This is a genomic window from Pantoea sp. 18059, assembly GCF_902706165.1.
Lineage (GTDB): Bacteria > Pseudomonadota > Gammaproteobacteria > Enterobacterales > Enterobacteriaceae > Pantoea > Pantoea agglomerans.
On sequence record NZ_CACSJS010000009.1, the window covers coordinates 136,841 to 162,863 of the forward strand.

Sequence of the window (26,023 nt, forward strand, 5' to 3'; positions counted from 1 at the left end):
CTACGCTCGCCACAATCAGACCGATTAGCGTGGCGTAACGTCATAACCGCTGGCGATAGCGATAGCGGGCGCACAGTGCTCCTCTCCGCACAGCATCGCCTCAAAGTCCGCCGGCGTCAGTGGCTGGCACAGGCCATTGCCCTGCATAATGTCGCATCCGGCGGCCGTAACAAAAGCGATCTGCTCTTTGTCTTCCACCCCTTCGGCGGCCACCCGGATACCCAGGCTTTTGCCGAGCGCGGTAATGGCCCGGAACATCATACGCACCCGCATGCTGGAACCCAGCTCGTGCGTCATCGACTTATCGATTTTAAAACCCGTCACAACGCTATAGCGCAGCAGGTTAATCGCCCCCAGCGTACGCCCGTAATGATCGATAACGAACGAGGCTCCCGTTCGGCGTACGGCGTCAACCTGAACCGGCATATCCTGCATCAGCACGGCCAGCAGTGGCTCATCCACTTCCAGCTCAACAAAACCGGCATCGCCTCCGGCACTCTCACGTATCACCGTCTCCAGGCTGTTCCCTGCCAGCTGGCGCGGAAACAGGTTAATGCTGACGCGAAGCTGAGGAGAGCGAACCTGCCACTGCCGGACCTGTGCCAGAGCACTGCGGATGATCCATTCACCCAGCGTGACTGAAAGCGGACTTTTAACCAGCATGCCGATAAATTCAGCCGGCAACAGCAGCCCGCGCGTCGGATGCTGCCAGCGCACCAGCGTCTCGCAGCCAATAAGCTTTCCGCTTTCAACGTCGTAGCGGGGCTGATAGTAAAGAGTGAACTGCTGCTGCCGCACCGCCGTTTCCAGTTCGCGCTCAAAACGGCGCCGCTGCTGCTCCGCTTCACGAAACGCGGGCATAAACAGCATGCTGCAGCCTTTACCCGACGCTTTGGCGCGATAGAGCGCCAGATCTGCGGCGGACATCACCGAAGAGGGATCCCTGCCGTGCTCCGGATAGGAGGCGATGCCGGTGCTGGCACCGACCACCACCGGTGAGTCGTGATAGCGGAACGGCGTCTGAACGGCCGCAATCAGTTTCTCCGCCGTGATCGCCGCCTCTGCGCTGCCGCCTGCTAACAGGATCACAAATTCATCACCACCCAGGCGCGCAGCCGTCACGGCACTGGCGCAGACCGCACGAATCTGTTCGGCAACGTGGCACAACAACGCATCGCCTGCAGCATGCCCCAGCGTATCGTTAACCTCTTTAAAACCATCGAGATCGGTCATCAGTAACGTATAGGGGACGCCCGCCCTGGTCAGCTGGCCGACCTGATCCATAAACGCGCTGCGGCTGGCGAGACGTGTCAGCATATCCAGTGAGGCCAGCTCACAGAGCCGCGCCTCACTCTCATAGCGGGCCGTGACATCGCGGATGATCATGCCCACCAGCCGTTCGCCCTCTTCACGCCAGCCCGAAAAAGAGACCTCTGCCGGAAATTCACGACCTTCACGCGTGACACCCCATATCTGCAAAGAGCGAGGGTGCGAGATAGCCGCTTCGTCAGAGGTAATCCGGACCAGTTCATTACGGTAGTCAGCCTGGCAGCGAGCAGGGATCAGCTCGCTGATATACTGGCCGCGCATCTCCTCTGCGCTGTAGCCGAACAGCGCGGTGGCGGCCGGGTTCCAGAAGGTTATGCCACGCCGAAGGTCGGTGCAGACAATGGCGTCAGGCGAAGTGGATGAGATCGCCTCGAGTCGCTGCTGGCTGGTGTAGCGCAATAACTCCAGACGATGCATCTCCATGCGATCCATCACCAGTGCAGCAATATCGTTCAGATGCTTTCGATCCTCTGCAGTTAACGGCTCACGAGGATGGCTGTCGGTCAGGCAGACCGTGCCAATATGATGCCCATCCGGGGTCGAAAGCGGGATCCCCGCGTAAAAGCGGATAAAGGGGTAGCCGTGAACCAGCGGACTGTCGCGGAAGCGCGGATCTTTCAGCGTATCGGGCACGCAGAGGATATCGCCCTGCGCCAGCGTATGGTGGCAGAAGGCGACGTTGCGTGCCGTACCTGAAATATTTAAACCGTACCGGGAGGCGAAGAACTGCCGCTTTTCGTCGATAAGCGAGACAAAAGCGACCGGCACCCGAAACAGCCGCGCGGCAAGCGTAGTGAGGCGATCCAGCGCATCGGTCGGCGGTGAATCCATCAGATGATACTGCTTAAGTGCGTCGAGGCGAGCCGCCTCGGCATCATGATAAACTGGACGTTTCAGCGTAACTCTCCTCTGGTGTTATCTGCTGTGGCTGGCCTGACACAGCATAAAGAGGACACGTTCAATCAGACAGAACGCGCAGAGTTCGCTGCCGATCCGTTGCCGGAAGAAAGGCCCGTCAGTAAACCCGGCAGCAACAGGTTGCCGCGCTGAGTCCGATAAAGCTGACACCGCAGACAGCGAGGCATCAGTTAACACGTTATGCCTGCCAGAGAGAGTGCGGCGGACCGCCCAGGATTATCTGGCCAGAGCAGATCAGACAGGCGGTAATGCGCCTCGCTTAGCTCTCTATATCGGCCCGACATGACTTTACTTAAGAGAAAACAGAGGATGAACGCCTTACTTTTTCAGCTTTGGTACCAGTTGATAGTGCGGATGCTCTCCGGCGAGCAGCATCAGCAGTTCATACTCTCCCTGACTGAGCAGCGCAGGATTTTTCGATGCTTCTTTCGTCTGCCAGACACGCTGGCTAAGATCGAAACGCTCGGCTGCAATCTCCTGAGAGAGACCGGCCGCAAGTCGCAGCTCACGCACGTTGTGCTGGACGGCGACAGGCCGCTGTAAAATCTGATTTCCCATATAAACGCTCCGCATACGGTGCCCCGGCGAGATGGCCGGGCGGAAGTACACGCCTGCGGCCAAAACATAAATTTGAGTTAAGTTTTAACAGCCCGGCGTTTTACACTTATCAGGAAAGCGTAACGCACCAGTAAAAACAGAGAAAATAACCTGAATTATATTTAAATCGCTGCCCGGATAATTTTTGCACCGCTGAGAATAGTAATTGCCATTCTGAATGGTGGCGTTGATCGAATGATGATCAACGTCAATCACAGTCACAAAAAATGACCGTTTCATCCCTCTTTTAAAAAGAGTGAATATTAATCGTTATTCCGTGCCGGACAGACATTATCTACAGTTCAGAAAAAATACGTTCAGGCTATGCCCGCGCAAACGTTGCCCAGCCGCCTTTTTCAGCAGGCATGACGCGTTTAGGCTCTACGGCAAGAGGGCGATGCGGCAGGGTAAAGCGCGTAATCACGCTGCCCAGCTTTTCAGTCTGTCCACTGAGACTGCCTGCCGTCGCCGAAACCTGCTGAACCAGCGTCGCATTCTGCTGCGTTACGCGGTCAAGTTCTGCAACGGCGACCGTGACCTGGGCAATCCCTTTGCTCTGTTCATCCGAAGCCAGCGCAATCTGTCCGATCAGTTCATTCACGCCGCCGACGCCGCGCAGCACGGCCTCCATGGTGGTTCCTGCGCTCTCAGCCGCCCGCCGGCCATCGTCAACGCGTGCCACGGTATCGGCAATCAGCTCTTCGATCTCTTTAGAGGCAGCAGCACTTCGCTGTGCCAGTGAGCGTACCTCACTGGCGACTACCGCGAAGCCGCGGCCCTGTTCACCCGCACGGGCGGCTTCTACAGCGGCGTTTAACGCCAGAATGTTGGTCTGAAACGCAATACCATTAATAGTGGTGGTGAACTGCCGGATTTTTTCTGATCCCTGAGCGATGCTGGTGATGGCTGCCGATACCAACTGAACCAGTTCCACGCCCTGCTGAGTCGTATCCGTGGTGCTGGCAGCCAGTTCACGTGCCTCACGGGCATTCTCTGCATTGTGACGCACGGTGACGGTAATCTCCTCCATACTGGCTGCGGTCTGCTCCAGCGCAGCAGCCTGAGTGGATGTCCGGTCGGAGAGATCGGCGTTACCCGCAGCAATGTCCCCCGCTTCACGATGAAGAATGGCTGCGTTGTCACGGATAGCGCTGACCGTCTGCAACAGACTGTGCTGCATCTCTTTGACCAGCGGCACCAGTTGCCCGACACAGTTGCGCCCCAGATCTTCCGGCTCGCGCGTCAGATCGCCATCGGCAATAATTTTTAAATGACCGCGAATTTTACCCACCGGACGCACCAGATGAACGACCAGATAGCGGTCGCAAAACAGCAGCAACGCCACTGCCGCCAGCAGTGCTGCCAGCAAGACGCCCTCAAGCCGATGCCGGTCAGCCTTCAGCGGGGCCTGATTCCCGGCCAGCTGCTGCGTCACCTTGTCCAGCTGCGCACGGGCAACCGTTGCGTATTCTGAGGGAGTTGTCGTGAGTGCCGCGCGGACGTTATCCCAGTCAGCATCGGCCGGGGTTGAGGCGACAAGCGCGTTTTTATCGGCTGGCGTACCGCTCTGCATGACGATAGCGCTGTGCGCCAGAAAGCTCAGTTGCTGCGTCAGAACGGCTGAACGATCGGTTTGACGAAAGATATCGCGCACGACCTGGCTGCTGTAGCCACCGGCCAGCACGACGATGCCCAGTGAGACGATCATCATCCACAGCACAACGCGGCGGATAGTGAAATGCCTGAGTGAATTCATGAGGTTTCCCCGATGTTGTCATTGGTGTAGTTAAAATTAAATAAAAAATAAGTTATGTCATCTACTTTAGTGCATTATTATATAGTGCACTATGTTTATACTCTGTATACTGGCAGGATATTTAAGAAATTAAAAGTTTTTAACGACAAAATAATAGAATCGTGATTACTAAAATATTTCGTTAAAGAAAAGTGATTTGCTATTCTGACCAGCAATGCCGTGCAGTGTGATAAAAAATAAATGGTCATGACTCTTTCTTTTTGCAGAATTTGCCTGTAGTCATGACATCATACCCTTTAATTTTTCTGTTTAATTTCGCGCCGTAATCAGCCGGTGCGGAGGAATCCATGCTTATGAGTCTCAGCGACGGCGACGATTGCCGTACGCGAACCCTGCACGCGCTGCGCAGTAACGACGAAAGTCGTGACGATGTGTTGCGACAGTTCGTCCGACTGGCCAGCCAGGCACTCGGTATACCCGGCAGCTTTATCTCCGTACTGGATGATGAGATGCAGCATGTTAAGGCTGCGCAAAATTTCACACTCACTCAATCCTCCCGGCAGGACTCGCTCTGCCGGCATGCAGTGGACAGTGACAGCACCGTGGTAGTACCCGATACGTTGCTGGATACCCGCTTTGCTGAGCATCCGCTGATTGTTGGCGCGCCTTTTATTCGCTTTTATGCCGGCGTACCGCTTAAAAGCAGCACAGGTCTGATACTGGGTACGCTGTGCGTGACTGACACCGCGCCTCATCCCTTTAATGCGGATCAGGTCGCCATGCTGAAGATGCTGGCGGCACTGGTGATGTCATTTCTTGAGGCCTGGTACTCGGCTGGCTTTGCCGACCCGGTAACCGGTCTGCCCAACCGCCAGCGTCTGATTCGCGACCTGCAGTTTCTTGCCGCCTCCGGTGACACCACGCCACGGCGGCTGGTGCTGATTGACTGTATCGATATGCCGCGCGCCTACGAGCTTGCGCGCTCAATGGGCATGGGACCGGTTGAAAGCCTGTTGAAAGATGTGGCGACACTGCTGCCGCTGCGCCTGAGGCCTGCGCCAGGAGAGATGCTCTACACCGTAGCCACCGGGCGCTTTGCCCTGCTGACACGTCAGGAGAGCAGACTCACTGCCAACTGGGTGGCAAACAAGCTGGCCGGGATCAGCGCGGATCTCGGCGATGGGCTGTCGGTTGCACTGATGACCCACACCGGTGAGGCGAGTTTCAATACCGGGGAGATGCCTGCCCAGGAGATCCTGCGGCGTGCGGTCAGCGCGCTGCACGAGGCCATCACACGCGACGTCGCCTCGATGCCTTTCAGCGAGGCCACTGATACGCGCCATACGCAGGACTTTACCCTGATGCATGACCTGGCCATCGCGATACGCCAGGATAAGGGATTGTGGCTGGCGTATCAGCCTAAAATCTGTCTGCACAGCGGCAAGCCGATTGGCCTGGAGGCCCTGATCCGCTGGCAGCATCCGCAGCGCGGCGAACTGTCTCCTGCACAGTTTTTACCCTTTGCCGTGCAAACCGAGCTGCTCAGCGAACTGACCACCTGGGTGACAGAGCACGCAATCGCCCGGCTCTCCCGGCTGCGCAACAGCTATATTCAGTTGCCCATCACCATTAACGTCAGCAGCAGCGATTTTTCACGTGACGGTTTTGCCGACGAGCTGGAAGAGCAGATGATCAGGGCGAAGCTCCCGGTTTCGCTGCTGGGCATTGAGTGTCTGGAGACGGAACGGATTCTGGAGAGCGCGACCGCAATGCGGGGGCTTGAGATGCTGAAACTTCGTGGATTCGGTATTTCACTGGATGACTTTGGTACCGGCTACAGCAACATCAGTTATCTGCGGCGCATTCCGCTGGATGTGATCAAGCTGGACCGTTCACTGATCAGCGAAATTTCATCTGACACCGCATCGCGCGTCATCGCCCGCAGTATTATTGCGATGCTTAAAGATCTCGATTATATGGTGCTGGCTGAGGGCGTGGAGAATGCAGAAACCGTTACGGCGCTGACCGAGTTCGGCTGCGACCAGGCGCAGGGCTTTTTCTACTCCAGGCCGCTGCCGGAAGCGGCACTGGATGAGTGGCTCGGCTGGCGATTACGCAGTAAGTGCTGAGCCTGTCCCACACACCCCGGAATCTTACCCGGCCGAATCAGACGCGCTGAACTCCTCAGCTCCGGCAATGATGACGGTATTACGCCCGGCGGCTTTTGCTTCGTAAAGCGCTTCATCGGCACGCCGCAGCAGAGAGTCGCGATCGCTATCCTGATCGCTCCGTGAAGCCACCCCGGCTGAGATGGTCATCGTTCCGGCAAACGGAAAGGTGGTGGCGCTGACGGTCTCACGGATGCGCTCCGCGGTGCGGACGGCATCAGCCAGCGTGGTATGCGGCAGCAGCAGAATAAACTCCTCGCCACCAAACCGGCTGACAATATCGCCGGTGCGACAGGCCTGACGCAGCAACGCTGCCAGGCTCACCAGAACCGCGTCGCCCGCGTCATGCCCGTACCAGTCGTTTATCTTCTTAAAATGGTCAATATCAATGGCGATGGCACACTGTTCATGCTCACTGTCTGACTGCGCCGCCAGCGCCGAAAATCCGCGTCGGTTGCAGAGCCCGGTCAGCGGATCGGTCATCGCTTCATCGTTTAGCGCGGCAAGATGACCCGCAACGGCGTGCCGATGCGCCTGCACGGCTTCTTTGAGCCGATCAGCCTCGTAATACCAGGTTTTGACCGTGGCGAGAGATTCCGCCTGGGCTTCGCTGCCGCCATCGCGCACTCTGTCCGCCAGCTTTTCCAGTGGAGAGGCGATTCGACCGGCCATAAAGGCAATAATGGCCGCTGTTACGGCAATAATGCCCAGAACGAACCAGACGGCGCTTTCTGCCGTGCGCATCAGAATATGCCTGACCGTTTCAGAGGTGCCGGTAATAAAAACGTTCCAGCCGGTTTTATGCAGTGTGCCATAGCCAGTCAGATAGTGCTGTCCCTCACTCTCCAGCGTGAAATGCCCGCTTTCTGTCGTGGCGAGCCGTTTCTGCAGTGCCAGACTCAGCAGCATCTTTGTTCCGACGCGCGCCGCGTCATGACTGAAAATAATCAGCCCTTCATTGCTGACCACGCTGACCGTTGAACCATTGGAATAGAAATGCTGGCTCAGGATTTCGCTCAGCATGCTCTGTTTCTTGAGATAAATAGTCCCGCCAATGTAGCCCAGATAGCGGCCATCTTCGCTGAACAGAGGTTGTGATAAAAACACCACATAGTTACCGGCCGCGGAGATAAAAGGAGCAGAGATAAAAGGCTTTTGGGTCGCTATGGCCTGCAGGCTGGCAAGTGAGTGCAGCTTCACGCCAATAAGATTCAGACTATCGGGTGAGGTTGCTGCAATAATGGCATCATGATTTACCACCACCACCGAGTTGAAAAAGCCCGACTGCATTCGCAGGCGATCGCTCTCTCCTTCCAGTCGTTTAATATCACTGAGCCCCTTGATCTGCGACGCACTCCAGGCCAGTTCCCGTTGTGCTGTCGCCAGGTAACGATCGGTGGTATCAGCCAGCTTGCGGGCATAGGCAATGTTCCCTTCAAGCAGACTGTCTTCGATGTTGGCCTTCTGAAAGAGCAGCAGCGCACTCAGCAGCAGACCGGAGGTCAGAATGACGCCCCCGATGGAAAGCAAAGTCAGCAGCGAGCGAAGGCGCATTTTTTCATGGGGCATTGCAATCGGGATCCGGATTAAGTGTCATCTGAGTGTAACAGTAGACGTTTCACGTCAAGGGCCGAACAGAAGATGATTTACACAGGATCACGGCGCATTGCCGGGCGCAGCACACAACCGTCCAGCCCTGCATAAAGGATTGTTTAGCGTTTCGATAGCCCTGATAAGCAACAGCAGAAAATGATTAAGCGGTAATAATGATACTGAGCAGGCCGGTATCTGTGCAGATGACGCACTATTATTACCGCTGACCGTGATAACAACGCCATATGGTCGCTGAAAATAACGGGGCAGGCTCTGCCCCGTTTATCATTACGTTAAAAATATGCGTAGAACAGTTAAATAAAACCTGCATCAATAATAAGTAATTGTGCATCAGCCTTATCTTTTAAGCGAATTTAACGCCAGAACGATTTAATATAAGAGCGGCTGCTGAGCCTTTTAATAAAATGATGCGGACAGGTATAGCGGCGCCCTTCCCACTCCAGATTAAACCACTGAAATTCATCATTTTTAATTTTTTCCAGCAGGGTCATTGCCTGCATCGGCGTCTGAAAAGCATAAGCTTTCATCACGCCCTCCTGGGTGCATAAATCAATATGAACCATGTAACCCCCGGGTGTTAAAAAGATCGAACATTTTATAATTATTGAAAATCCTCTTTATCATAATCCATTTATCGGCTGCCGATTATCTGATTCCGTATTATTTACGTAAAAATTTCGCATCTATTTCCCATTTAAATTTTTGGGCAAACCTGCCTTATTTCATCAATTAATTTGACCATGTATACGAAATCCAGCCAGACCCGAATAGATCGTAACCCATGTTTAATGCAGCTCAGAGGGTGGCGACGATAAGCGATCGCAGAAGATGACGTATACCTGCTCACATTGTCAGCATTGCACCGTCTGGCAGGTCCAGAGCCGTCATGCAGAGGGGATGTAATGGTGCTGGCTGAGAGGTTGAGATGGTCATAAACAGAGCACATCGTTTACACTCTCATCAGCCTCATCTGCAATCCGGTAACGGTACAGATGTATCGCGGAGCGAGGCAGGAGATCACTGACGGCGGGCAATAAGGAATCTTATGCTGGATTATATGGTGTCGCTCTACCGTACTGTTCCTGTCTCATCTGAACGTCTCAGCGACTGGCTTGCCAGCTGGCTGGCGCAGCAGCAGACACGATGCCACGATCACCATTTTTCTTCCGCCTTTCCATGGCGTGAAACCGGTCTGCCCCAGCACGCCTTTTTGCAGCGAGAACTGACGATAAACGGCCAGCGTTATCTCACCGGGCCGCGCTATCTGGGTGGCGATCCTGCACAGCCCTTTATTGAGGTTGTTGCGCGTGACGGCATCATCGATTACAGGGTCGCTAGCGCCATTATGCAGGCATGGCAGCCGCTGAAACCTCTGAAGCTGCGCATCCTGTTGCCTGCGACTTATCCTGACATCGGTATAACCGATCAACTGCTTTTCCTCAGCGACCTGGCTTCACTCTCTGTTCCTGTCGACGAAGATATTTCACTGGTGACAGCCCGCCGGAAGGATTATCCCGCCTGTATCACGGCGATTAACCGCGCCTATCGTGCCAGCTGGCACACGCTGCCGCATCTGCGCGATCAGCTACTGGCAACCAGCAGGCAGGAATTACGGGAGGATATCGCCGCGGGACATGTGTTTCTGATTATCTGGCAGGGAATAGTGGCAGGGCTGATGATTTGTGTCCCCCGGCGACTGACCTTTATTGAGGGGTTTCAGATTATGGATGAGGTGATTATGCCCGCTTATCAGGGCCGTGGACTCGCCGCGCGCGCTCAGCAGCGTTTGCTGCAGCAGCTTCATCATCATTATGGTGAGAAGGCACTGCTGACCGGTACCATTCTGCCGGGTAACACCCCTTCACTGCGCAGCGCGCAAAATGCCGGGCGACGCTGCGTGCTGAAATATCAGTTTTTTACCCCTGCCGATTTACGAGCCGGCCGACAGGCAATTTAAATCACCATAAAGCCAGCTCAATCAACTTATCCTGCACACTGTAAACGCGCTGCTTAAGGCTCAGGCTCTCGTCTGCGCTGATCCATTTTGCAGCAAACGCACCATTAATTTTTTCCAGTGCGATTTTGGTGCTGCTTTTCAGACCTTCGTGCCAGTTCGCGTCTGAACGTTTTGCCGCCTGTTTTTCCAGGCTCTCAACTAACGCCGCGACACTTTTACCACCGGTAGTAGCTTCGGATACAGACATACCTACCTCGTTTTGCTGCTAAAAAACGGCCACACTCGCGGAACATATTATACCTGAACCCTGATCGGCATGGCGCTTTCCTGTGCGCACTACCCGGCATGCCTCGTAAACTCATTCTGGCATCACAGAGATGACGTAAATGGCGCAACGCCACCTGCATCAGGGGGGAATCCATTCAAACGTCATATCCAATCAACCCGCCAGCATTGCAAATTAATGTGAATTTTTAATGACCATAAAGATAAAAAATAACTTTAAAATTAATGACCTGTTCTCATTTCACTGACCCGCCTTGTGATTCACATTTTGAAAACAAAATAATCACACATAGTTATTTTTTCATGCATAAATTAGTGCCAGTTTTCATTTATGGAGCAGGCAAATGACTCACTTTGTGGCAATTTTTTTCTCTTCACTGTTTATGTGCAGTAACGTTTTCGCAGGTTCAGTCTCATCCGTCTCTCTTGGGGCGCTTTCTACCTCACTCAACGAACGGATGCAGGTAATGAAAGCGGTGGCGGGTTATAAAGCATTGCATCATTTACCTATTGAGGATCTGCCACGGGAACAGGTGGTGCTGGATAACATGCTGAAAAACGCACAACAGGCCGGGCTTGAACCCCACTCCGTGGAGCCGTTTGTGCACGCTTTGATGAACGCCAGCAAGGCGATCCAGTATCGCTATCGGGCTGACTGGCTCTCATCACCAGACAGCGCTGTTCCTGTCAGGGATCTGGCCGAGACCAGACAGCAGATACAACAGCTGGATACCCAGCTCCTGACGGCGATCAGCCAGCGCCTGATGACTGGCGCCTTCTCGCAGGAGGACAAAGAATTTCTGATGTCACACCTCACGGCACCTCACCTCAGTGAAAGTGATAAAAACAGCCTGTTCGCTTCCCTCTCCCGCATTCAGCGCCAGCACTAATCCTCAATCAGCGGAGTACGCTATGCAGCTTCATGAACTCATGGACCCCGACTACTCTGATAATCCCTTTCCCCTTTATCGAAAACTGCATCAGCAGGGACCGCTTATCCCTGCCGGAGATAAGATCATCATCAGCGGCAGTCACGCCGTGGTGGACGCCCTGCTGAACGACCGGCGGGTCGGTAAAAATTATATGGAAAGTGTCAGAGTAAGATTTGGTGATGATGCAACCGGACTGCCGCTGTTTCAGGGTATCAGCAGAATGTTTCTGGTGCTGAACCCACCCGATCATAACCGGTTAAGAGGACTTGTTATGAAGGCGTTCAGCGCCCGGGAGATTAAATCTCTTCGGGAGATGGCGCTGACGATAGCCAATGAACTGGTTGATGAACTGGAAGGGCGTCGTGCCTGCGATCTGGCTCAGGCATTCGCTTTTCCGCTACCGGTGCGCATTATCTGCCGGATGCTGGATGTTTCAGAATCTGATGCACCAGAACTGGGTCGCCTTACCTCTGCGCTGGTCAGGGTTTTCGATCCTCAAATCAGTCAGGCGGATTTGCTGAAAGCCGCTGAAGCTTTTGCCGTACTGGAAAGTTACTTCAGTGCCGTGATCGTATCCCGACGTGACAGCACCGCCAGCGATCTGGTGTCGCTTTTTCTGCGCAGCGGCAGTGACGGCGACCGGCTGGATCACGATGAGATCATCGCCAATGTGATACTGCTGTTTCTTGCCGGTCATGAAACTACGTCAAACATGCTGTGCAACACCATTCTGGCCCTGCATGCTCATCCGCAGGAACTTGCGAGCCTGAAGGAGAATCATGCGCTGATACCCGATGCCATAGAGGAATGTCTGCGCTACGACAGTTCGGTCCAGATGCTTTACCGCACGACTCTGGAAGAGATTGAGGTGGCAGGAGAGCTCATCCCGCCCGGAACCCGCTTCTTCCTTAGCCTTGGTGCAGCCAATCACGACCCGCTGGTATTTACCTCTCCGGAACGGCTGAATATCCGGCGGCATGAGGGGCGCTGTCTGGCATTCGGTGGCGGTATACATCACTGTATGGGCTACCGGCTGGCACTGGCAGAAATGGAGGTGGCGCTGGAAGTATTACTGACGCGATTGCCAGAGATGCGGCCCGTGGCCGCTGGCGTTCGCCGCAACCACAGAGCTAATCTGCGCGGCGTCAGCGCCCTGCCGGTCGAATGGTAAAGCACTGCAACGCCCGGCGGTTAACCGCGCAGCCGCAGCGTGGCGGGCAGGATAAGCTGACTGTCAGCGGGATCCTCACCAGCGATCATCGTGGTCAGCATAGAAAAGCAGGCCTGCGCCAGTGCCGGGACATTCTGCTCAACCGTGTCGATCGGAATGGAGAGTGAATCATAGAGATAGTGATCGTCGAAACTGGCAATGCGGATGTCGCTGGTCAGCAGGTTATGCTCGCTAATGTAGCGCAGTACTCCCTCCAGCAGACCGCAGGCGGCGGTGAACATCGCTTTAGGGGGGCGTCCCAGCCTGCGACAGAGCGCGGCAAACATCTCATAGCCACTGCCGGGATGGTAGTTACCCTGAATTATCCACTCCGGCCGCAGCGTCACACCCGCCCGCATCAGTCCCTCTTTGAATCCCGCCAGACGATCCTGGGTCGGGGAGAGGTCAGACTGTCCGCCAAGAAAGTAGATCTCCTCCGGACAGGTGCGCGCCAGCTTTTCGACCAGCTCAGCGGTGGGCGTCACAGAGTCGGTGATGACCCAGGGCAGCCTGGTATTGTTCATGTGGCGGTCAAATAGCAGCACCGGCAGCTGTTCGCTGAGGCTGACATAGTCGCTGTCGCTCAGCATACTGGAGGCGACAATCAACCCGTCGACCTGACGCGCCACCAGGTTATTGACCACGGCCATCTCCTGACCGGCATTTTCATCGGTGCAGGAGATCAGCAGTTGCAGACCGGCGGCGCGACAGAGATTTTCCAGCGCATGGGAAAAGGCCGCAAAGCCGTGGTTGGTGATCTCCGGCACCACCAGCCCCAGCGTATGACTGCGGGCGTCATGTAGCATACGGGCGTGTATGCTGGGCTGATAATGGTGTTCCCGGGCCAGTGTCAGAACCCGCTCACGCGTCTCCTTCGCCACCCGTAACTCTTCGCCACGGCCGTTGAGCACCAGGCTGGCAGTGGCTTTAGAAACCCCAGCCAGCCCGGCGATGTCACTGATGGTAACGCGTTTGGTTTTTCTCACGGCAAGGCATCGGTTAGTGAAACAAGGGCTTATTCTACCATGCAGCGACGTAACGACCAGTAGCGGGCCTGCAGTTCTGCGCGACCGCGCAGGGTTAGCATCGCCGGATGGTCCGGAAAATAACGGCTGCTCATCACCCCTTCCCCGTCGTTGATGAAGATCTCAACGCTGGAGTGGTCACACAGGATCTGCAACCGGCGTGCAGCCCCTGTCCAGTAACGATAGGTCCATTGACCCGATACCAGGCTGCGACGGGCAAGCCGCAGTTCATTCTGCTGCCACGTCAGGATCAGCGTATCGGCGAAATTGAGTTCTATATCGCCCAGGCTCTCCAGCTCAAGCTCCAGCCGCTGCGCGGCGATCGGCGGCGCGTCATCGGCGCGGCCCTGATAGTGCAGCTCCCTCTCCCGCAGCGCCTGCAGTTCTGCAATCGGCTGCTGACAGAGCCGGCCATTGCGGGAGCTCAGCTCGCGCAGACAGGTCATCTGATGGATCCAGTGATGCGCCACGGTTGGCTGGGCCATCTCTTCACCGTCTGGCGTTCCCATCCAGCCCACCAGCAGACGCCGGCCGTCAGCGGTCAGCGTGGTTTGTGGTGCATAGAATTCAAACCCGGCATCCATTTCGTTCAGCGGGCCATGCAGGTAGGCAGGCTGCTGATAATCCAGCGAGCCACTGAGCCAGGCGCAGGCGTGACTGTTCAGGTAGCGTTTCTCTTCAGGCACAACACCCTGCGGACAGCAGATCAGATACGTGCTGTCGCCGAGGGTGAACATATCCGGGCACTCCCACATGTAGCCAGCGGCGTCCAGCCCGCCCAGTTCGCTGCCTGCAATCTCGCCGAGATTCTGCCATTCGCGCAGATTATCAGAACGCAACAGCAGCACCCTGCCCTGCAGCTGGGTATTCTGCGCGGCCAGCACCATGTACCAGTGATCTTCATGACGCCACACTTTGGGATCGCGAACGTGGCCGGTGTAACCCTCCGGTACGGCGATAACCGGACCGAGTTTGTCGAAACCGCCCGCGCTGTTCTGCTGCGCCAGACACTGCCACGCGGTGCGCGAACCATCATCAAACTTCACATTACCGGTGTAGATCAGCGTCAGTACACCGTTATCCTCTACCGCACTGCCCGAGTAACAACCGCTGCGGTCATACTCCTCGTCCGGCATCAGGGCGATGGGCTGATGCTGCCAGTGCAGCAGATCGGCTGAGCGCCAGTGTCCCCAGCATTTTTGCTGATGCGCGCACTCCAGGGCGTTCCACTGATAGAAGAGATGATATTCACCGTCGAAATGGATAAAGCCGTTGGGATCGTTTAGCAGCCCGGTTACCGGTGCCAGATGCCAGCCAGGGTAGTGGCTGTCGATGAGCGCCTTTGGCATACCCTGCATCACCGCCTGCAGAATGGCGGCAAGACGTGTTGATGAGGCCATTATTCAGAATCCGTTTTGTATTTAAGCAGGTAAGAGATCACAAACGCAGTGGTAAACGCGATTGCGATGCCGATGACATAGTTGAGCAGAGAGCCCGCCTGGACAATCGCCATGCCCGGCAGACCGGTCAGCCCGACCGCAGTCATATAAACATGGACCGACACCACCCAGGCACCACCCAGCGCGCCACCCACCAGACCCGCTATAAAGGGTTTCATAAAGCGCAGGTTAATACCAAAGATAGCCGCCTCGGTAATCCCCAGCAGCGCGGAAAACGCTGAAGGCAGCGAAATCGCTTTGATCTTCGCATCGCGGGTTTTAAACCATACGGCCAGACAGGCACCGCCCTGAGCCACGTTCGCCATCGCCCAGATAGGCAGCAGGAAGTTCACGCCGATGGAAGGATTGCCCAGCAGCCCGGCTTCGATAGCGTGAAAGCTGTGATGGACGCCGGTAATCACAATCACCGAATAGAGTCCACCAAACACCAGTCCTGCCAGCCAGCCGGCGTGCGCAATCAGCGTACTGAGAATAAAGGAGATGCCATCACCCAGCATACGACCTGCCGGACCGATAATCAGCAGCGCAATAAAGCCGGAGATAATCACCGTCAGGAACGGGGTCAGGATCAGATCCAGCGCATCCGGGATAACCCGACGCAGCTGCTTTTCCAGCATGCTCATAAACCAGACCGCCAGCAGCACCGGGAACACCGTGCCCTGATAGCCAATCATCGCCACTTCAATGCCGAAGAAGTTCATGGTGTGGAAACCGGCGGCGACGCCCCAGGCGTTGGTCAGCGCCGGATGAGTGAGAATGCCGCCCAGTGTCGCACCAAGAAACGGGTTACCACCAAACTCGCGGGCAGCCGTAAAGCCAATCAGGATCGGCAGGATAATAAAGGCCGCCGAGCTGCACATATCCAGCATGATATAGAGCGCATTTTCCGGATTGACCCAGCCGTAAGTTTTGACCATCCCCAGCAGGCCCATCAGCAGACCTGATGCCACAATCGCCGGAATGATCGGCACAAAGATGTTCGACAACAGGCGGGCGATGCGCTGGAAAGGGTTGAGCTTACGTGCGGCTATATCAGCGGCCTCAGATTTGCTCGATTCACTGATGCCCGCCTCGGCGATAAAGGCAGCGTAGACCTTGTTCACCACGCCGGTGCCGAAGATAACCTGAAGCTGGCCCGCATTGCGGAAGCAGCCTTTAACGCCTTCAATCCGGCCAATCGCGGTCGTATCCGCTTTTTCATCATCCGCCAGCACCAGCCGCAGCCGGGTGGCACAGTGAGCAGCGCTGGCGATGTTCTCTTTACCACCCAGCAGGGGCAGCAATGCCCGCGATATTTTTACATAGTCCATACACACCTCAATCTTGTTATGTTTTTATCCATCCTGATCTCTGGCCCCGGCATCCGGGGCCGCCCGGTCAGAACCAGGTTTCCATCTGTACGCCGAAGTTCCATTCGCCACCGGCATCGAATCCTTTACTGCCGAAGGCGTCGTCACTGGCATAGTTATCCAGCCGGTGATCCCAGTTCATCCAGGTTGCAAAGAGACGAATTTCCGGACGTTTGAGGAAGTCACCGACATCACCGGCTTTCAGGGTTGGCGCAACGGTGAGTTTGGTAAAGCTGCCGCTGACCGCATTACGGTTGTTGTAGCCTTCGGGACGCAGATCCATGTACTGATAAGAGCCTTCATACTGCATCTCAAAGTTCTGGGTGATTTCCTGAATCAGCCGCAGGTTGACTGTCGCCCAGTCATAGCTGTCACCTTTGACGTAACGATCGTCACTACGCTGAGCCAGTAAAGCAGGTGCAATGTGCCAGCCACCGCCCAGCGGGGTAATACCGTAACTCGCCAGACGCCAGGTGTCCGCTTCCGGCAACAGTGCGCCATCAGAACCAATCGACTTCACCTCTGCGCCCAGTCCATGACCATAGAGCAGTGCAGTTTTCGACGTGCCTTCTCTCAGCCCATAAAAGCTGTCGTTATGCAGGCCAAGCAGCGCATGTACGCCGGTTTCTGCCGCATCGCTTTTGACTCTGAGGCCGTCGATGTCACGGCGATCGTCGTTATCCTTTGCCCGCATACCGCTGACCATCAGCTGTACCGGCCCGACAAAGTTATTCAGCGACAGGATGTAGTTCTGCGCAGTGTTTTCATTGTTTTCAATGTCGCCAAAGGTACGACCATAAAGGGAAATGTTACTGCGCGCCTGATCGCTCCATTTCATGTCGTAAATACCGGCACCGGTACCGGCAAGGAACACCACATCGGAGTCGATCCAGTGAATATCAAAGTTATCGCGATCAAAACGCTTACCGGCCCAGACCGTGGCGTTACCGAATGCGCCGCTGAAGGTGGGAAGCTGCCCGAGCTCGACAAACGCCTGACGCAGGTTGAGATCGCTGCTGGCGGCTGTCCAGTCGTTGTAGGTGCGCTGTCCATCGGCCAGCATCGCTTTGAAACGGGTGGTTGCGCCGTTGTCCAGCGTCTGTTTATGTTCGAGGTTGAGCTCAACGTAGGTATCCGGTTCATTACCAAGGCGACCAACGTGACCGCCGGTTTCCCCGGCAGGGGTAACGGTCGGGCCACCCTGAGTTTTGGCGGCCGAGCTGTTCATCAGCAATCCTGAACGGGCATAACCGTGGAACTCGAAGCCACCTTCATCGGCTGATTTTTGTTCCAGTTTCGCGGTGCGCTGCGCGACCTCAGCGGTGGAGTTTTGGGTCTGTTGTTGCACGGCAGCCAGCTGCTGTGCCTGCTTCTCAGCCATCTGTGCCTGTTTCTCCGCGACCTGTGCGCGGGTTTCCGCTGCATTCGCTCGCTGCTCGGCTGCCTGCAGTCGCTGCTCCATGGCCGCAAGGCGTGCTTCAATGCTGCTCATACTGGAGTCGGCCCAGACTGATGTGGAAAGTAATATCGTTGAGAGACTCACTGCTAACGTGCTTTTTTTCATTTTTTTATGTCCCTGAAGAGAGGCTATCATCACCGGATTTTTTGCTAAACCGGTTTAGGCGCAAATCATAGCCACGGGTAATTTCCCTGCGCAATGAAAATTGCTAAACCGGTTTAGTGATTGTGAGATAGCTCCCAAAACAGGGGCAATAAGATAATCAGCCTGGCAGGTCGTCCAGCTGGTGGAGCCGCGGAAGTGCTGTCATGGCCCCTTTAGCCGTGGTTGCCAGTGCACCGCAGCGTTGTGCACTGGTAAGGCAGATGGCCAGCTGCGATTCATCGGCAGGAAGACCCGACTTAGCCAGCCCCCAGAGTAATCCGGCCACGAAGGCATCACCTGCGCCCGTGGTGTCGATGCTGGCCACGGGCGAAGTAGCATAGTGGTATAGCTGGCCCTGATAGCAGGCGATCACACCTTCCCTGCCCCGCGTGACCAGCAATAATTTTATGCTGAATCGCACTGCCAGCTGCGGCATGGTGATAGCCGGTTCCTGATCCGGACAGAGAAAATTGAGTTCCTCGTCGGACAGTTTAACCACGTCCGCATGGCTCAGCGCCTCGTTCACCACCGCATGCAGCAGTTCCGGATCGGGCCAGAGGTCATGACGCAGATTTAAATCGAAACTGACATGCCCGCCTGCTGCCCGGATCTGCTCCATGGCAGTCAGGGTCGCCGTGCGTGAAGGTTCAGCTGATAAGGCAATCGAACAGCAGTGCAGCCACTCCCCGTGCCGGAATACGGGCAGGTCTTGCACCTCAAGAAACAGGTCAGCACTCGGCCTCACCATAAAGGTAAAGGAACGTTCGCCATGGTCATCCAATCCGACCACCACGGTTGAAGTGCGGTGCTGCGTATCAGCGATCATGTAGCGGGTATCAACCTTCTCTTCAATGAGCGTTTGCCGCATAAACTCACCAAAGGGATCATCCCCTACCCGCCCGATAAAAGCGCTGTTTCCCTGCAGACGGGCAACTCCAACGGCGACATTGGCGGGCGCCCCACCCGGACACTGCATCAGGCGACCCGGCATTTCGGGAAGCAAATCAACCACGGCATCCCCGAGGCACCATACGCGTACAGACATAAAAAACTCCTCTGATTAAACCTGATAGCTAAACCGTTTTAGCTATAGCGATAAACCGTGCTGAGTTCAAGTATTACCCTGCGGAAATGATGCGTAATTAACAGAAGTCGTTATCAGGCGAAGAGATAAGATGCGGATTGCACTGTCGGGAGGCCGGTGGAGGAAAGAATTAAAAAACCGGCACAGAGGCCGGTTCTGGTATCAAAAACGTAAAGAGGATTATTTTAATGTGGAGAGTATCTGTCTGATTGACGCGTCGATCTGTTCAGCAATCTCTTTTGGCAGACGGCTGAATTCATACTGCACAGTGCGCTTCTCATCATTAGTTTTACGACGCGCATAGGTATTAGCTGTGGCAAAGGTAGCCAGCTTTTCCGTCACCGTCTTGCTGACGGGTGCAGGTTTTTTTAACTGACGACGGGCGCTTTTAAAGCCGTTAAGAATCGCGCTCTTCTTCTCATCCGCATTGGCGCTTAGCAGGGAATCATCAGCTTTAAGCGTTTGCTTAATATCGCTGACCAGCGCGGTGACATCAACCGCTTCCGCTTTCGCCTCTTCCCAGACATCGAGCAGTAGCTGGTAATCCTGAAGTGTCAGCTCTGATACGACCGGAAAGAGTTCAATAAATTCAGCGGGTACGGCTGCGGCCTGGAACGCTCGTGAGACCTTTGCGTTTGAGATGCCTTCGGCTTTAGCAATCTCTGTTTTGCTCATGCCATTTTCGTTCATCAGCATAAAGCGCAGGCCTAATTCACGCAGGTTATGCTCTTTTGCTGTCTGAATGTCCGCAGCCAGCTGACGCGCATCACTAAGGCTCAGTTCATCAGCGGTGACCAGTACTTCCAGACTGGCACCGGAAAGAATGCATGCGGCGCGGCGGCGCGAACCATCCATGATTTCAATCCGGTCACCGTTGACACGACCAATAGCCGGAAAAAATTGCTGCAGCGTAATAGTACGGGTGATCTCCTGAAGCGATTCCGGCGTCAGCGTGCTCTGGTCACGTCCGTTGATTTTTGGGTCAACGCTAGTTCTGGTTTCAATATCATCATGCAGGATTAGCTGGCGCACAAAGGTGGCCTTCGCGCCCGACTTCAGCGTAAATGTGCGCGACTGGCTGCTGCTGTCGATCATGTTTGCGATAGCAGAATCACCAAACTTGCGCCCGATGCGCTGTATAGGTTTGCTCACAGGGTACTCCTGATATATTCAATGCGGTCAAACACAGCCCTTGAGAACTGCTCGGCTTCATATTTAGCTTTGCGCAGAGCGTCCGCACTGCCCGGATAAGAGGAGGGATTGGCACTGATCACCGTATCAAAGGATTCGCCGCAGCGTTCAAATCCATCCAGTCGCGGCAGGCTGCAGTCGAGCATCGATTTAGTAAACACTTCCCTGGCATAGCTTTGCGAAGTCAGGTGATCGTGTTTAGAAGTCATTTTGGACATAAAGCCGATATTGGCTTTAAGCCGTGGCTCAATGCCTTCGGACTCAATACGCTCCAGCATTTCAGGCAGACGCGTCAGATACTTCATGGTGGAGTGGAAATCGACCTGTGCAGGAGGCGTCGGCGTCAGCAATACATCACTGGCCGCAATTGCATTCAGCATGAATGAATCAAGGTGAGGTCCAGTATCAAGGAAGATAAAATCGTAGTCGCCCGCCAGACGATCAATCACGTTGCGGCGTAGTACTTCCGAAGGCGCAACGCCTGGCAGATGCTCAGCAACCAGCTCTTCCCAGTCGCTTGCAACAAAACCATCGTCGATAGAGGCTGGGATCACATCAACGCCGGGCATGACAGTAGGTTTAATGAATTGCTTACGAAGCTGGTCAGCATCCAGATCGTTCAGCATCGCCTGCGCTGCCGTCTCCAGAACTGAACCGACACTGTTGGTATGGCTCAGGAACATCGTGCTTGATGCCTGTGGATCCAGGTCGATAACCAGAATACGCAGGTCATTATGTAACATAGAAGGATGTGCACGCATACCGTGGGCCAGCGTGACTGTGCTCACTGTTTTTGAGACACCACCTTTAAGGCTGACAACGAATACGACAAAGGGGCCATCGTGCCGATCACGATATTTCGGTACTTTACGATGCTGATAGATGTCGACCACATTCTGGATAGTCAGGGCATATTGTGAGGTGCTGCCGGTCTGTTTTTTCCCAAACTGATAACCTGCTGCTTCCATATCACCAATTGCGGCGACAACAGCATGCTTACTCAGCAATGGCATGTTGGCGACAGCATTCCGGGAGAAGGTCTGGTAAAAACCGGTCTGGTTAAATTCCTGACGCTGCTGCTCAATATGGTTACTCAGTCCATGTAACATGGAATTGGCACGTGTGGCCATTTCCAGCACTCCACCATAATCACGCTTCATAAGCCCCTCTGCGTTAATGTTTTTTGCATACTACACAAAAAGCACATATCTGCCAATTTTTTAGAAAAATGCCAAAAACCTGGATTTTTTCTCCGCGATGGTGAGATGCAAGCAGCATTACTTTTGTGAATCACGGGAAAGTGAATCGCTCTGCTTTTTTGTCTTACAGGCTGGTTGAGACAGATAACTTAAAATGGCGACATTAAACGAATATTTTAAGGACTAATGATTCGGAGCGGTGCATTCCGATTCTGATAAATCATCTGCCAGTCTGCAGGTTGCTCGTTAAATTGTTTTCGTGTTTTTTTAATGGTGTTTTCAGCATGAAAATTCAATAAAAGTTATTATAAATCATTTAATTAAGCGTGAAATAGCCTGGTGAAAAATTTCCAGGATTAATGCACTTTCACTCAACATTTACTGCTGACGTAAAGTTTTACTCAGAAGCTATTACAGTGCTTTTGAACCTGAAGGAGTAGGTATAACGGTAAAGTGCGCAAGTAATCGTTACCGTTATCATTGCTAACTTAAGATCACTGCTTCCAAATCTATACCTTTTATGCCTTGTCATTATGTATCGTTCATAATCTGTGTTGCTGCCTGTCAACATAATGTCAGGCGTTTTCCGCATAGGGTTTTTATTGCAAGGCTTAATCCAGAAAAGAGAGGGATTTAATTCCCTTCATCATTATGTGATGTCACGAATCAAAATCATCGAAGAGTTAAGACTGCCGATTTAAGAGCATGAGTAGGAGTAGGAGTAGAGAACAGGCTTAATGCGGCAAGGCTTAGAGCAATATTAATTGGGGCAAGTCACCATAATGTAGCTATGCCGGACAGTCAGAATTAACGCTCTACTGTGCTTGATTCAGATCCGGATACTATCTCTTCATCTTCATGTCATTCTTACATTCCTGAAATTACTTCATTCACGCTAAGCCTATTTATTAGTTTAAGTTATTATGCCGAACGCATTTTTCTTACTGTCGTTCTTCCTGTTCTTCCTGTTCTTCCTGTTCTTCCTGTTGTTCCTTCACTGGTGCCTTATTAACTTCTTCCGGGAAAGTTATTTTAAGTGCCTTTTTAGTATGTCTGACAGATTCTGAGTACTGACAAAACAAAGATATTACGTTAAGTAAGAATCTTATGGTGTTTTCATCATGAAAATAAAAAATAATCCATTATTTATCAAATAGATAGGCGATTAACATCATGGTGAGTTTTCTGTATTTTCACTGACCGATTTTCTGAGGCCTGATTTAAACTTATAACCCTAAAGATTTAATGGTTATAGGTGTATGCAACATTCCAGTCTTACCTATGCTCAGCGTTAGATCGTTTTAGCAGTAAAAGACCTTCTCAGTCGTGCTTCTGATAAACCGCACATTCAGAACTGAAGGTGAAAATCACTTCTGACTGGGACTCTCAGCTAATTCTTTGTTTTGTGTGTTTTATCCCCGTTATCCACAGGCCAGATCCAATTGGTCGATCCTCAATAGATCAAATTGAGATCCTTAACAGATCCCTGCAGCGTCTGAAGCCTTGTGACACAAGGCCTGGAAGGGGGTCAGTAACCACTGTAGCGAGAAGAATAACCACTATAACGAGTATAACAACCACTATAGCGAGAAAAGCAACCGCGCTGGCGAGTACTCAACAACCACTATAGCGAGTAAGTGGTCTGAATCGGTGTGCATAACCCTGATTATGTGTAGATGACGGCTTTTTCCAGAGTGCTTGCGATGAAAGAGGGAGATCCAGTAAAGGGGGAGGGCGGTGGCTCGACTCTTTTTCAGTTAGTTTTCTCAGGTTATCCACTGAATAGATCCAATAACAGATCCATTTAAGATCCTTATTAAGTTCCTTAAAGATCCCAGCACCGCCTCAGGCCACGGTATGACTACGTTAAAGCCGGGTCGCTAACCACTATAACGAGTAAAACAACCACTATATCGAGAGAAATAACCACTATGGTAAGTAGATTAACCGCTGTAGTGAGTGATAGTATCCACTGTATCGAGTAACAGCGGCTCTCGCCTGTTCACATCACGGATCTTCCTAATGCCAAGAAAAGAACCAGATATCCTGAACATAGCTGATGCGTTTAGCGAAACAGATAAACGTACAGGTGAAGTTGTTACTCTTACCCCCAACAGTAACAACACCGTCCAGCCGGTAGCATTGATGCGACTCGGTTTATTTGTTCCGACGTTAAAATCCACAGCGCGCAGTCAGAAAAACCAGATGAACGCCATGGATGTGACCCAGGATCTTAAACAGTTATCCTTGGTCAGGTCAGAAGGCTATGACAACATTAAGATTCTGGGTGCCCGCCTGGATATGGATAATGATTTCAAAACCTGGGTCGGGATCATTCGTGCATTCGCTACGCATGAGTGTCTGGGAGACACGGTAACGCTCTCTTTCGTTGAATTTGCCAAACTATGCGGCATACCCTCAGTGCGTCTCTCCTCGAAGCTCAGGAGCCGTCTGGATGCTTCGCTGACGCGTATTGCCTCTAACACCCTGACTTTTACCAGCAAGGGCGGAGAGAACTACACGACGCACCTGGTGCAGTCTGCGAAATACAGCATCAAGAAGGACACGGTAACGCTGCAGGCCGATCCCAAGATCTTTGAGCTGTATCAGTTCGACAGAAAGGTTCTGCTGCAGCTTAAAGCCATCAATGAGCTGGCACGCAAAGAGTCTGCTCAGGCGCTCTACACCTTCATTGAAAGCCTTCCGCCGAAGCCTGCGCCGATATCTATGGCGCGTCTGCGCGCAAGACTTAACCTGACATCGCGTGTGATTACCCAGAATGCCACCGTCAGAAAGGCCATGGAGCAGTTAAAAGAGATCGGCTATCTCGACTACACCGAAACCCGACGTGGCTCATCAGTCTACTTCTGGGTTCATTACCGTCATCCTAAGCTGCGCCCGGCCGAACTGCCGCTCAGTAAGTCAGGCCTGATCGATGATGAGATGGATGAGTTTGACGATCTTGATATCGATTCCGACGTAATTGACGTCAGCCTGCCTGAACCGGTGATTGAAGAGGATAGCAGTGAGCTGGTGATGGTCTCGCGTGAAGAAAAAGAGCTACTGAACAAAATCAGGAAGCAGAAGAAGCAATGACACGCTTTCTGCTAGCATGCTACTCCGCTTTCAATCTCTTATCGGGAACGCCGGGCTGAAACGCAATAACCACTGTAGCGAGTAACGTTACTCACTATAGTGGTTACCAGCACGACAGCAACATACGTAACGCCTGTCTGAACAGGGCTAATCGCGCTATTCATCACTCTCCATCGGCAGGACCTGAATTGAGCCCGGTGCTGTGTTTACTCTCTATAGTGGTTAGTCTCTCCCGGAAGAGCGGCCTCAAAAGCGTAATAGCCAGAATGAGACCCAATGTTCACTCGCTATAGTGGTTACTTACCTGATCACAGCACAGAAAGTACGCCCGTCATGAAGTATTCAAGCAGGCTGTGCAGGGGAATTGGTGTCATTACTCTACTCGCTATAGTGGTTATCTCCTCCGTTACCACGCTTTTTCATCTCCGTTTTGTCCATCCAGGGTGAGTAAACTACTCGCTACAGTGGTTATGAGGTTGTTTTATCGCTAAAGCGTTCAGTTAATGATCAGATACTGGCGCTGATGAATGCGATATTCTCGCTACAGTGGTTGTTAATTGGGAGCAGAAATGAGGAGCTTACTCGCTATAGTGGTTGTTATTGTCACTGGCCTATGCTCGATATAGTGGTTACCTTAAATAGAGTAAGCACTCACTATCATTTATTGCACTGTCAGTAAAAGACTTCCTGTTAAATTGCCAAATTCCCACACCTAAAAATGGTTACTCGCCACAGCCGTTAAACGGTGTGCCGTGCTTCAGATTTTTGCAGTTAAAGAGCTTAGCTGCATTCATAAAAGCACCTTTGCGAGGACCCACACAGGGCGGATTCTGCAATCAAGGGTCAAAATTCATTGTTGAGAGGGAGATCGGTTTTTTACTCGCTATAGTGGTTATGACTGAATGAAACCGTACCTGGAGTACCTGAAACAAAGGCTAATGCGCCTTCGCGCTGCAATTTAGAAGGACGGATGACGATTTACTTGCTCTGCTTACTCGCTACAGTGGTTTCCGAACCCTGAATATCGTTACTTTACTCGCTACAGTGGATAGGCGATGAAGTTCGATCCTAAAAAGGATCCGCCACTGATTTGCTTACTGGAAGAGTTAAACAGGTAACTTTACTCGCTACAGTGGTTATCAAATAGAGCTAAGCCAGAATGAGTACAGAGATTAAGGTATGGCCAGAACCATCAGGAAGGCGCTGCCGTTATCCCTGTCACAAGAACGGGTCCGATGGGGGCGCGGGGG

The 26,023-nt window shown here is 53.2% G+C and carries 18 protein-coding genes; 5 read left to right on the forward strand and 13 right to left on the reverse strand.

Annotated elements, in window-relative coordinates:
* Nucleotides 1–24 precede the first annotated feature (24 nt).
* The 3 genes from GVJ63_RS20020 to GVJ63_RS20030 form a co-directional block, all read right to left on the reverse strand.
* On the reverse strand, nucleotides 25–2,160 hold the full coding sequence (locus tag GVJ63_RS20020; RefSeq protein ID WP_033759888.1) for a bifunctional diguanylate cyclase/phosphodiesterase: 2,136 nt from the start codon (nucleotides 2,158–2,160) through the stop codon (nucleotides 25–27).
* Between the two features lie 405 nt (nucleotides 2,161–2,565).
* Nucleotides 2,566–2,805: a hypothetical protein gene (locus GVJ63_RS20025; protein WP_010256895.1), complete on the reverse strand. Its 240-nt coding sequence runs from the start codon at nucleotides 2,803–2,805 to the stop codon at nucleotides 2,566–2,568.
* A 361-nt stretch (nucleotides 2,806–3,166) separates the two neighbouring features.
* Nucleotides 3,167–4,600, reverse strand: a complete 1,434-nt coding sequence (locus GVJ63_RS20030) for a methyl-accepting chemotaxis protein (protein WP_159227289.1) — start codon at nucleotides 4,598–4,600, stop codon at nucleotides 3,167–3,169.
* A gap of 347 nt (nucleotides 4,601–4,947) precedes the next feature.
* Here GVJ63_RS20030 and GVJ63_RS20035 point away from each other — a divergent pair, with 347 nt between their 5' ends.
* On the forward strand, nucleotides 4,948–6,729 hold the full coding sequence (locus GVJ63_RS20035) for a GGDEF and EAL domain-containing protein (RefSeq protein WP_029519685.1): 1,782 nt from the start codon (nucleotides 4,948–4,950) through the stop codon (nucleotides 6,727–6,729).
* A gap of 24 nt (nucleotides 6,730–6,753) precedes the next feature.
* On the opposite strand, the gene GVJ63_RS20040 is transcribed toward GVJ63_RS20035, so the two are convergent.
* Nucleotides 6,754–8,337, reverse strand: coding sequence for a diguanylate cyclase (locus GVJ63_RS20040; RefSeq protein ID WP_010256910.1), 1,584 nt, complete (start codon nucleotides 8,335–8,337; stop codon nucleotides 6,754–6,756).
* A 398-nt stretch (nucleotides 8,338–8,735) separates the two neighbouring features.
* Nucleotides 8,736–8,909 carry a hypothetical protein gene (locus GVJ63_RS22275; protein WP_010256913.1) on the reverse strand — a complete coding sequence of 58 codons (174 nt, stop codon included), beginning with the start codon at nucleotides 8,907–8,909 and terminating at the stop codon, nucleotides 8,736–8,738.
* 518 nt (nucleotides 8,910–9,427) lie between these two features.
* Here GVJ63_RS22275 and GVJ63_RS20045 point away from each other — a divergent pair.
* Nucleotides 9,428–10,339: a GNAT family N-acetyltransferase gene (locus GVJ63_RS20045; protein WP_064689867.1), complete on the forward strand. Its 912-nt coding sequence runs from the start codon at nucleotides 9,428–9,430 to the stop codon at nucleotides 10,337–10,339.
* A 1-nt stretch (nucleotide 10,340) separates the two neighbouring features.
* Here the strand turns inward: GVJ63_RS20045 and GVJ63_RS20050 are convergent, their stop codons facing one another.
* Nucleotides 10,341–10,586: a hypothetical protein gene (locus GVJ63_RS20050; RefSeq protein WP_010256916.1), complete on the reverse strand. Its 246-nt coding sequence runs from the start codon at nucleotides 10,584–10,586 to the stop codon at nucleotides 10,341–10,343.
* Nucleotides 10,587–10,968: 382 nt separating this feature from the next.
* On the opposite strand from GVJ63_RS20050, the gene GVJ63_RS20055 reads away from it, so the two are divergent.
* Both GVJ63_RS20055 and GVJ63_RS20060 read left to right on the forward strand, forming a co-directional pair.
* Nucleotides 10,969–11,514 carry a chorismate mutase gene (locus tag GVJ63_RS20055; RefSeq protein ID WP_158132448.1) on the forward strand — a complete coding sequence of 182 codons (546 nt, stop codon included), beginning with the start codon at nucleotides 10,969–10,971 and terminating at the stop codon, nucleotides 11,512–11,514.
* A 22-nt stretch (nucleotides 11,515–11,536) separates the two neighbouring features.
* Nucleotides 11,537–12,727: a cytochrome P450 gene (locus GVJ63_RS20060; RefSeq protein ID WP_159227290.1), complete on the forward strand. Its 1,191-nt coding sequence runs from the start codon at nucleotides 11,537–11,539 to the stop codon at nucleotides 12,725–12,727.
* A 20-nt stretch (nucleotides 12,728–12,747) separates the two neighbouring features.
* On the opposite strand, the gene GVJ63_RS20065 is transcribed toward GVJ63_RS20060, so the two are convergent.
* The 7 genes from GVJ63_RS20065 to GVJ63_RS20095 form a co-directional block, all read right to left on the reverse strand.
* Nucleotides 12,748–13,752: a substrate-binding domain-containing protein gene (locus GVJ63_RS20065; RefSeq protein ID WP_033759898.1), complete on the reverse strand. Its 1,005-nt coding sequence runs from the start codon at nucleotides 13,750–13,752 to the stop codon at nucleotides 12,748–12,750.
* 29 nt (nucleotides 13,753–13,781) lie between these two features.
* The gene (locus GVJ63_RS20070) at nucleotides 13,782–15,191 is read right to left on the reverse strand and encodes a sucrose-6-phosphate hydrolase (RefSeq protein WP_159227291.1); all 1,410 of its coding nucleotides are present in this window, start codon (nucleotides 15,189–15,191) and stop codon (nucleotides 13,782–13,784) included.
* Nucleotides 15,191–16,561, reverse strand: coding sequence for a sucrose-specific PTS transporter subunit IIBC (locus tag GVJ63_RS20075; protein ID WP_010256928.1), 1,371 nt, complete (start codon nucleotides 16,559–16,561; stop codon nucleotides 15,191–15,193). Before GVJ63_RS20075 ends, GVJ63_RS20070 begins: the two co-directional genes overlap by 1 nt.
* 67 nt (nucleotides 16,562–16,628) lie before the next feature.
* Nucleotides 16,629–18,164 carry a carbohydrate porin gene (locus tag GVJ63_RS20080; protein WP_159227292.1) on the reverse strand — a complete coding sequence of 512 codons (1,536 nt, stop codon included), beginning with the start codon at nucleotides 18,162–18,164 and terminating at the stop codon, nucleotides 16,629–16,631.
* Nucleotides 18,165–18,321: 157 nt separating this feature from the next.
* Nucleotides 18,322–19,248 (reverse strand): aminoimidazole riboside kinase, encoded by a 927-nt coding sequence (locus tag GVJ63_RS20085; RefSeq protein WP_022624231.1) that lies wholly within the window; start codon nucleotides 19,246–19,248, stop codon nucleotides 18,322–18,324.
* Between the two features lie 219 nt (nucleotides 19,249–19,467).
* On the reverse strand, nucleotides 19,468–20,439 hold the full coding sequence (locus GVJ63_RS20090) for a ParB family protein (protein ID WP_122889906.1): 972 nt from the start codon (nucleotides 20,437–20,439) through the stop codon (nucleotides 19,468–19,470).
* Complete coding sequence (locus GVJ63_RS20095; protein ID WP_010256940.1) at nucleotides 20,436–21,638, reverse strand: AAA family ATPase; 1,203 nt, start codon at nucleotides 21,636–21,638, stop codon at nucleotides 20,436–20,438. The genes GVJ63_RS20090 and GVJ63_RS20095 overlap by 4 nt, the downstream gene beginning before the upstream one ends.
* Nucleotides 21,639–23,699: 2,061 nt before the next feature.
* On the opposite strand from GVJ63_RS20095, the gene GVJ63_RS20100 reads away from it, so the two are divergent.
* Nucleotides 23,700–24,773, forward strand: coding sequence for a RepB family plasmid replication initiator protein (locus GVJ63_RS20100; RefSeq protein ID WP_010256943.1), 1,074 nt, complete (start codon nucleotides 23,700–23,702; stop codon nucleotides 24,771–24,773).
* The last annotated feature ends 1,250 nt before the right edge of the window (nucleotides 24,774–26,023 follow it).

Bases quoted from the DNA above. Each gene is read 5' to 3' on its own strand.
- GVJ63_RS20020 (WP_033759888.1), bottom strand. From the start codon at position 2,160: ATGGATTCACCGCCGACCGATGCGCTGGATCGCCTCACTACGCTTGCC.
- GVJ63_RS20025 (WP_010256895.1), bottom strand. From the start codon at position 2,805: ATGGGAAATCAGATTTTACAGCGGCCTGTCGCCGTCCAGCACAACGTG.
- GVJ63_RS20030 (WP_159227289.1), bottom strand. From the start codon at position 4,600: ATGAATTCACTCAGGCATTTCACTATCCGCCGCGTTGTGCTGTGGATG.
- GVJ63_RS20035 (WP_029519685.1), top strand. From the start codon at position 4,948: ATGCTTATGAGTCTCAGCGACGGCGACGATTGCCGTACGCGAACCCTG.
- GVJ63_RS20040 (WP_010256910.1), bottom strand. From the start codon at position 8,337: ATGCCCCATGAAAAAATGCGCCTTCGCTCGCTGCTGACTTTGCTTTCC.
- GVJ63_RS22275 (WP_010256913.1), bottom strand. From the start codon at position 8,909: ATGAAAGCTTATGCTTTTCAGACGCCGATGCAGGCAATGACCCTGCTG.
- GVJ63_RS20045 (WP_064689867.1), top strand. From the start codon at position 9,428: ATGCTGGATTATATGGTGTCGCTCTACCGTACTGTTCCTGTCTCATCT.
- GVJ63_RS20050 (WP_010256916.1), bottom strand. From the start codon at position 10,586: ATGTCTGTATCCGAAGCTACTACCGGTGGTAAAAGTGTCGCGGCGTTA.
- GVJ63_RS20055 (WP_158132448.1), top strand. From the start codon at position 10,969: ATGACTCACTTTGTGGCAATTTTTTTCTCTTCACTGTTTATGTGCAGT.
- GVJ63_RS20060 (WP_159227290.1), top strand. From the start codon at position 11,537: ATGCAGCTTCATGAACTCATGGACCCCGACTACTCTGATAATCCCTTT.
- GVJ63_RS20070 (WP_159227291.1), bottom strand. From the start codon at position 15,191: ATGGCCTCATCAACACGTCTTGCCGCCATTCTGCAGGCGGTGATGCAG.
- GVJ63_RS20075 (WP_010256928.1), bottom strand. From the start codon at position 16,561: ATGGACTATGTAAAAATATCGCGGGCATTGCTGCCCCTGCTGGGTGGT.
- GVJ63_RS20080 (WP_159227292.1), bottom strand. From the start codon at position 18,164: ATGAAAAAAAGCACGTTAGCAGTGAGTCTCTCAACGATATTACTTTCC.
- GVJ63_RS20085 (WP_022624231.1), bottom strand. From the start codon at position 19,248: ATGTCTGTACGCGTATGGTGCCTCGGGGATGCCGTGGTTGATTTGCTT.
- GVJ63_RS20095 (WP_010256940.1), bottom strand. From the start codon at position 21,638: ATGAAGCGTGATTATGGTGGAGTGCTGGAAATGGCCACACGTGCCAAT.
- GVJ63_RS20100 (WP_010256943.1), top strand. From the start codon at position 23,700: ATGCCAAGAAAAGAACCAGATATCCTGAACATAGCTGATGCGTTTAGC.